General features: G+C 40.1%; 6 protein-coding genes. 5 read left to right on the forward strand and 1 reads right to left on the reverse strand.

Going from position 1 to position 8,471, the window contains the following annotated elements; all coding sequences use genetic code 11:
• Positions 1–5 precede the first annotated feature (5 nt).
• The 5 genes from BM114_RS12675 to BM114_RS12695 all read left to right on the forward strand — a co-directional run bounded on the left by BM114_RS12675 (position 6) and on the right by BM114_RS12695 (position 7,711).
• On the forward strand, positions 6–3,269 hold the full coding sequence (locus tag BM114_RS12675; protein WP_092113969.1) for an Eco57I restriction-modification methylase domain-containing protein: 3,264 nt from the start codon (positions 6–8) through the stop codon (positions 3,267–3,269).
• A gap of 3 nt (positions 3,270–3,272) precedes the next feature.
• Positions 3,273–4,577, forward strand: a complete 1,305-nt coding sequence (locus BM114_RS12680) for a hypothetical protein (RefSeq protein ID WP_092113971.1) — start codon at positions 3,273–3,275, stop codon at positions 4,575–4,577.
• Between the two features lie 106 nt (positions 4,578–4,683).
• A complete protein-coding gene (locus BM114_RS12685; RefSeq protein WP_092113973.1) occupies positions 4,684–5,718 on the forward strand; it encodes a virulence RhuM family protein in 1,035 nt (344 codons plus the stop codon).
• Positions 5,715–6,179, forward strand: a complete 465-nt coding sequence (locus tag BM114_RS12690) for a DNA-processing protein DprA (RefSeq protein ID WP_092113975.1) — start codon at positions 5,715–5,717, stop codon at positions 6,177–6,179. Before BM114_RS12685 ends, BM114_RS12690 begins: the two co-directional genes overlap by 4 nt.
• Before the next feature lie 8 nt (positions 6,180–6,187).
• A complete protein-coding gene (locus BM114_RS12695) occupies positions 6,188–7,711 on the forward strand; it encodes an RNA-binding domain-containing protein (protein WP_092113977.1) in 1,524 nt (507 codons plus the stop codon).
• A 62-nt stretch (positions 7,712–7,773) separates the two neighbouring features.
• Here BM114_RS12695 and BM114_RS12700 read toward each other — a convergent pair whose 3' ends face one another.
• Complete coding sequence (locus BM114_RS12700; RefSeq protein ID WP_092113979.1) at positions 7,774–8,421, reverse strand: hypothetical protein; 648 nt, start codon at positions 8,419–8,421, stop codon at positions 7,774–7,776.
• Positions 8,422–8,471: the final 50 nt, after the last annotated feature.

Below are 8,471 nucleotides of genomic sequence, written 5' to 3' on the forward strand. Positions count from 1 at the left end.
CAAGTATGAAAAGAAATATATTCAACCAGTACATATCAGCGTCCGATTTCAAGGGACTGTTCATCAGTGAAATGTTATGGAACAATCCTCAGGGTGCTACACAATTGCCCGATCTGGTGATAGACGACACCACCTTCCAGATAGAGGAAATTGCCGAGCGAAAAGGCTTTCAGATTCTGCAATGCCATGTTAGCGAGATACCTTCGACGGCAGTATGCAAGCGTATTGACCATAAAATCCGCAAGAATGCAGAAAACTATATTTGTATCTTCATGGTTCCTGGTACGATGCACCATCTTTGGGTGGCTCCTGTGAAGAAAGTGGAAAAACGCGACATGGTCCTGATAGAATATGATTCGCTTGACAAAGCTGGTTTTCTGTTTGAGAAGATAGAAAATCTCTCATTTACGATTGAAGATAATCCCACCATTCTTGACATCATCGACAAGGTACAGGCATCATTCCTGATCAATTCGGAGAAGATCACCAAAGACTTCTATGCCGGATTTAAGAAGGAACACAACAACTTTACGAAGTTCATTATGGGTATTGACGACCATATTGATGATAAGCAAAACAAGAACAAGCAGTGGTACACTTCGGTGATGCTCAACCGGTTGATGTTCTGCTACTTCATTCAGAAAAAGGGCTTCTTGGACGGCGATGTCGACTATCTGCGCCACAAATTGGAGTGGACACGTGAGCAGGAGGGCGAGGACCGTTTCTTCAACCATTTCTATAAAGGCTTCCTTGTCAGCCTATTCCACGACGGGCTCAACGCTCCCCAACACAACCGTGAGTTTGAGGCTGTTTATGGGCGCATACCTTATCTCAATGGGGGAATGTTCGATGTGCATCAGATAGAGCAAGACTATGCTGAACTTGATATAGCCGATGAGGCTTTCAGTAGCCTCTTCGACTTCTTTGATAAATGGCACTGGCATCTTGACGACCGCATGACGGCATCAGGGCGCGACATTAACCCCGATGTGCTGGGTTACATCTTTGAGCAATACATCAACGACCGCGCACAGATGGGAGCCTACTATACCAAGGAGGACATCACGGAGTACATCGGGCGTAACACCATCGTGCCTTACCTGATGGACGCTGTCAAGCGTAAAGACGAAAAACTATTCCGCCCCAATGGTGAGTTGTGGACATACTTGCGTGAGAGTGGCGACCGGTACATCTACGATGCCATGAAGAAAGGTGCCGACCAGCCGCTGCCCGACAACATTGCCATAGGGTTAGACACCACGCATCCCAACCTCTTGGAGCACCGTAGCCATTGGAATGAGCGTACGCCCGAAGCCTTGGCATTGCCTACGGAAATATGGCGCGAAACCATCGAACGGCTACAACGCTACCGCAGCATCAAGGCGAAGATAGAAAAGGGAGAGATAACCGCCATCAACGACTTCATCACCTATAATCTCGACATTCGCCAGTTCGTAGCCGACTATCTTGCACACACGCAGAATCATCTGTTTGTGGAATACTTCTACGATGCCTTGCAGCACGTCACAATCCTCGATCCTACTTGTGGTTCGGGTGCTTTCCTTTTTGCAGCACTCAACATTCTGGAACCTCTCTATGAGGTTTGCATCAACCGTATGCAGGAGTTCAACGAGAAGAATCCTCATTTGTTTACTCGCCAATTGCAGGAGATAGCACATAAGTACCGCTCTAACATTCAGTACTTCATCTATAAAAGCATCATTCTTCTCAATCTCTATGGCGTGGATATCATGGTGGAAGCTACCGAGATAGCCAAGCTGCGTCTGTTCCTGAAGATGGTGGCAGTGGTCGAGGTGGATAAGCGTGATCCGAACTTAGGACTCGACCCATTGCCCGATATCGACTTCAATATTCGCTGTGGTAACACTCTTGTGGGTTATGCCACGCAGAAGGAACTGGAACGCGATTTGGTGCAGGGAGACATGTTTGCCATTAAGGAGTTCAAAACGAAGGTGAACGACGAGATGGATAAGGTGGCCCGCACTTATGACATCTTTAAAGACGTACAGTTGAAACAAGTTGAAGACATGGCAGCCTTTAAGCGTGCCAAGCACGAACTGAAGGAACGACTCGCCCAGCTCAACGACCTGTTGAACCATCAGATGTTTGGTGCCGTGGGCACAACCTCCGATTACGATGCATGGTACCAGTCGCACCAGCCGTTCCATTGGCTCGCAGAGTTTTATGAGATTATCAATGATCACGGAGGATTTGATGTGATTATTGGAAATCCGCCGTATGTGGTTTATACCAAAAAAGATAAACATACAAAAAAAACTGTTAGTGATAATTATAAATTGCCTGGTTATAAAACACTTTCATGCAACAACTTATATGCATTTGTTTTAGAGCGCTGTCAACTTCTATACCACATGCATTCTTCATATGGAATGATAATACCTATTTCCTGCGTTTCAAATGATAAATTTGTACCATTGCTGAATATATTATTAACTAATACAAACTCGTGGTTTTCCTCTTACTCTAATAGGCCAGGCAAATTATTTGAGAATGTAGAGCAAAGGTTAACCATTGCTATAGGAAGAAGATGTTTAAATTTAGACTCATCTTACTATTCTAGTCCATATCAGCACTGGAATGTAATCGAAAGGAATGTACTTTTTACCCGTTTGTTTTATACAAAAAATAAAAGAACGAATCCATCTTTATCTCTATTTAAAGTTGGACGAGCAATTGAAATGGGCATCTACAAAAAATTAATTTCAAAACAAAAAACCTTAGGACATATCTTAGGTAGTGGCGATGAACACACATATTATCATAATGCACCTACTTATTTTATTCGTGCAATGTCCCAAAAACCAAACAGTCAACCTGGCATGCAAGAGTCCACACATTATAAATTACTGAAGAGTACAAACAGTGCCCTTATTACTTGCATTCTTAACAGTTCGATTTATTATTGGTATTACAAGAATATTAGCAATTGCCGAGATTATTCAGAACGAGAAATTAGTTGTTTTCCTATAGGCAATTGTACTTTTGATTTTGGTAATTTGCAGAGTCAATTACAAATATCTTATAATAGTACTAAAGAAATAAAAAACAGAACCTATGATAGTGGGCTAATATATTATGAGGAATATTATCCTGCAAAGTCCAAGCCCATCATTGACGAGATAGACAAAGTCCTTGCCCGTCATTATGGTTTCACCGAAGAAGAACTGGATTTCATCATCAACTATGATATCAAATACCGCATGGGTGACGAACTGAAAGAGGAATAGAGTATGAAAAAGTTACATAACGCAATAAGTAAATTAGTGTATGATTTCTTTGTAGAATCTAATGACTATAATGGCATTCCATTAAGACAGGTTTCTACGGAACTTGGTATAGGATATGTAGAGTCTATAGATATTATAAAGCAGCTTGTGAATGATGAACTCGTTATGATTCAGTCCAGCACTAATCCGCATATATACAATTTTATAAGTAGTAAGGATAAACAAATCGCAATTTTAGAATCTGCAAAAACTATTACTGAAACAATAGAGAATGAAGGAATTTTAGAAATTCATTATGAACATACAGACTATCCTATATGTTTGTACCCAACTTGTAATGTATTGAAGAAAAATAGAGATGTTTCATCAATGGGGGTTTACACGAAAAGATTGGCTTTATGTGAACCACAATTAAAGGTTGTCTATTTCGATTTAAATGTGTTGGAACGGTATAGTAATGATCCAAGATACGAGTTACAATATAACAGCTATAGTGGTTATATCTCATATGAATGTGATAAGGATGGAAACTCTGATTTACCAAAAAGAAATCAAATATATTTGAAATCGTTTGGGCTTGGATATGATTCTAACGGCAATAGAATTATATGTGTTTTCTTAACGGATTTAGGAAAATTGTCTGAGACACAGCAAGCGTATTGGTATTCTTTTGAAATTACAGACACTAATTGTAAGATGACAGAAGAATATTATAAAAACATGGTCATAGGCTGTTGGGCCAATTCATATTCTATATATCGTGCATTTATATGTGAATTAAATGCATTAAACGAATTATCAGTAGCAGCTTTTGGTACTTCTTTGTTTTTATCAACATTTGAAGAAGGTTCGTTAAGTTTTTCTTTCCTGCCAACATCAAAAAATTATTATGATTTTACATTGAAGTTAGATAAAATGATTTCGGATAATTTGAATCGAAATTTCTTTAAATCATTTGCAATGGAGATGTATACATACAAAGAAAAAGACGGAGTTGTTGAGAAAAAAAACAAAGGAACTTTGCTATTGCTTGAAGAATGGTTAAAACAAAACTATAAAACAGATGACAATAAGGGATTAGATGATATTTTTCAGTCTTTTAGGAAAGTTCGTAAAGAACGACAAGTCCCTGCCCACAAAACCATCGATAATGTTTTTTCAAAAGAGTATGCAAAGAAACAAGATACGCTAATGCGGGAGGTCTATGATGCTATGTCATGCTTGCGACATATTTTTCAACAACATCCGAGGACAAAAGATGTAAACATTCCGAAATGGCTTGATGAAGGTGGAATAAAAATGTTTTAGTATACCTCGAAACTTTATACAATATAGAAAAACTGAACAATGTTAATCCTATCGAATTCGATGTGATTAAATGAAAGAACAATATCAATAAATAAAGAATTTAATAATGGAAACAGGCAACAACGATAATATGCTCATCTACCAGTCGGCAGATGGAAAGATAAAGATAGATGTTCGGTTTGAAAAGGAAACCGTGTGGCTGTCATTAGACCAGATGGCAACATTATTTGGGCGTGATAAATCTACTATTTCACGGCATGTGAAGAATATCTTCGAGGAAGGAGAATTGCAAGCCTCTTCAGTTGTTGCAAATTATGCAACAACTGCTTCAGATGGCAAAACTTATCAAGTGGATTATTACAACCTCGATGTAATCATCTCTGTAGGCTATCGGGTGAAGTCGCAGCAGGGCACGCAGTTCCGCATTTGGGCTACACAGCGGCTCAGAGAATATATCATCAAAGGTTTTGCGCTGAACGATGAACGGTTCAAGACAGGTTCGTCTTACAATTATTTTAAGGAACTCTTAGACCGTATTCGAGAGATACGGCTCTCAGAGCGAGTGTTTTATCAGCAGATAAAGGATATCTATGCAACAAGCATCGACTATAATCCATCTGCTGAAATGACATTGGCTTTCTTCAAGGAAGTACAGAACAAACTACTTTGGGCTGTCAGCGGAAAGACGGCAGCCGAACTTATATATTATCGTGCCAATGCTTCACTACCAATGATGGGACTCACTTCCACAGAAAAAGAGGGAAAGGTTACCAAAGGGGATATTACGATAGGTAAGAACTACCTGAATGAGAAAGAGATTGGTCAACTAAAACTAATCGTTGAACAGTTCCTTGCTTATGCCGAGGCGCAGGCTTTGGCAGAGAAACCGATGTATATGCGTGACTGGATAGAGAAGTTGCGCCTTGTACTCACCATGAACGAAAAGAATATCCTTGAGCATGCTGGTACAATTTCTCACAAGTTGGCAGTTTCTAAGGCTACAAAGGAATATATTGCTTACAAAGAGCAGCAACGGCAAATAGAGCATCTTGAAAGCATCAAAGAACTCGACCAAGACCTGAAACGTATTGCGCCACGCAAAAACAATAAGAAGAAGGACAACGAGGAGAATAATCAATGATAGTCTACACGCAATATCTTGGCAATCAGGAACTGCTGAAATTGGAAAAGACAGCTTTCCTTGCATCAAGCACCATCGCTTCAGAAACGGTGCTGAAGGTGTATGACTGGGCAACAGAGATGCGCAGTCGTGGAGAGTGTATTATCAGTGGCTTTAACAGTAAATTGGAACAAGATGTACTTCATTTTCTGTTGAAGGGCAGCCAACCTGTTATTCTTGTCCTTGCCCGGCGAATGTATAAAGTTATCCCTAAGGAATTACAAGAAGCGTTAACTCAAAATAGACTATTGATCATTTCTGTAAGTAATACTGCACGTCAGTCAAAGAACACAGCAATGATAAGGAATAGATGGCTTTGCGAAATGGCTGACAGGATATTATTCGTTGGCGTAACTGAGCAAAGCAGTCTCTACGCGCTTAAGGCAGCCTTTAATAATAAACAAAAAATGGTAACATTATAATTTCCACTATGACTATACAAGATATAATAACTCGCAAGGAAGATCAGACGTTTGATTGCAAAAGCATTCAAATTGATCCGAAAGCATTGGCTATTACCATCGTGGCGTTTGCTAATGCTGATGGTGGTGATATTGCTGTCGGTGTGTCTGACAAGACGAGGAAGATAGAGGGGGTTGACCAGTATACGGAAAAGTTGAATGAGTTGCTGCGTGTTCCTTTGGATTTCTGTAACCCAACCGTATCTATTACCAGCGAGTTGTTACCATGCACGGATAAGGATGGGAACGAAAATCATATTTTATTGATGCATATTCCTGCCAGCTCTGAATTGCATGCTAATCAAGCCGATGAAGCTTTTATGCGTGTTGGCGACAAAAGTAGGAAGTTGTCTTTTGAAGAACGCATACAGTTGATGTACGATAAGGGAGAACGCTACTATGAAGATACGGCTGTGTATGGTGCTACGGCAGATGATATTGATATGGCTGCCGTCGAAAGATATACAGAATTGATTGGCTATACCAAATCGGCAAAGCAATATCTACATGAGAATAATAGTTTCATAACTACCAATGCAAAGGGAGAGGAGCAAGTTAGTGTGGCTTGTATTCTGTTGTTTTGTAAATATCCTCAAAAGTTTTTTCCTCGTGGACGCACTCGCTTCATCCGTTATAAAGGAACAGAGGAACGAGTGGGAACACAGATGAATGTCATCAAGGATGTAACTTTTGAAGGAACTATACTTGATCAGGTGAAAGCCACGATAGCTTATCTTGAAACCCAAGTGGAGGAACACACTTTTCTGGGACAGCATGGGCAGTTTGTAACCAATAGGGATTACCCAAGGTTTGTGATTCAAGAAATGGTTGTCAACGCTTGCTGCCACCGTGCCTACAATATCAAGGGTACTGAAATTCAAATTAAGATGTTTGACGATCGCCTTGTATTCGAGTCGCCAGGTAGGCTGCCTGGAACGGTCAAGCCCTCTAACATTCGTCATACACATTTCTCGCGTAATCCAAAAATAGCCCAATTCCTTAAAATATACGACTTTGTAAAGGAGTTTGGCGAAGGTGTGGATCGCATGTGTAGGGAGTTAGAAGCTAATGGTACATCACATTTATCTTTTCATCTTGATGATTTTATTTTGAAAATCACAGTGCCGAAGGTTGTGTCGGAGCAAGAGAAGTCTGTGAAAGAGAATGCGGACAAGGTGACTGATAATCATCTAAAGGTATCTGACAAGGTGACTGATGAACAGTCAAAGGTATCTGATAGGGTGACTGATAACCGAAAGGTAACAGTGGAGAAAGTTGTAGCCAAAGCATTAGAAAATGGTGATAAATTAACATCAAATCGTATTACCATCTTGCAATTAATGGCAGAAAATCCCTATATAACCAAGATGGAACTTGCTTCTGCTGTTGGTATTAGTGCGACTTCTATTATGCGTAATATCGAATATATGCGTAATAAGTACCTTCGCCGTGTCGGACCAGATAATGGTGGCTTCTGGGAAATCATAGAATAATATGGCATTATAGTAAGCCCAACCAAGCGAGAATTTTGGTTGGGCTTGCTTCATATATAGGGTTATTTCAATTTCATTTGCATCAAACTATCGGCCTTTTGCTTCAGTTCCATGTCGTAACTATCAGTTGCCTTCTTAATTTTTCTGATTGTGTTTTCATTACGATGAATGTCAAACACATCGTTGAGCCATAGAATATCCTTGGAGCTACAGCCCCTCCACACTCTGATGATACGAAATTTCAAGGCATCATCTTTATATTGCTGTTTGCTTTGCCACAAGAAATAGTTGCCGACCAAAGAAACAAGACAGAGGACAGACACTGCCACCACAGTAGTAAAGATTTTCGACGACTTGATATCAAAGCTATGCCTGTGAATCTGTTCCTGCGGTTGTGGATGCTCTTTCTGCTCCTGCCACTCGTGCAGCATGGTCAAGACACTCGCTGCCAATTTGTCTATGGATTTAGCCTCCTCGTCCTTGATGCGCTTTTGCACATCAATGTACTTATTGATAAAGGCTTCTGTACGCTGCTCATACTGATTGAGCAATGCTTCTTCCCGTTGTTCGTCACTTTGTACTGGGGTAGATGAAACAGGGAGAGAGACAGAGCTGTTCTCATTTTCTTTCAACTCCTTCAGTTCCCTGTAAATTGTTTCCAGCTTTTTTTTGATTTCCTCAAAGAGGACAAATGTATTATTGTCTGCCATAATTATAAATGTATTTTACGTTTTTTCTTTTTCTTCTTTTTGTCGAGCGT

It is taken from the genome of Prevotella sp. KH2C16 (assembly GCF_900113305.1).
Classification (GTDB): Bacteria; Bacteroidota; Bacteroidia; order Bacteroidales; family Bacteroidaceae; genus Prevotella.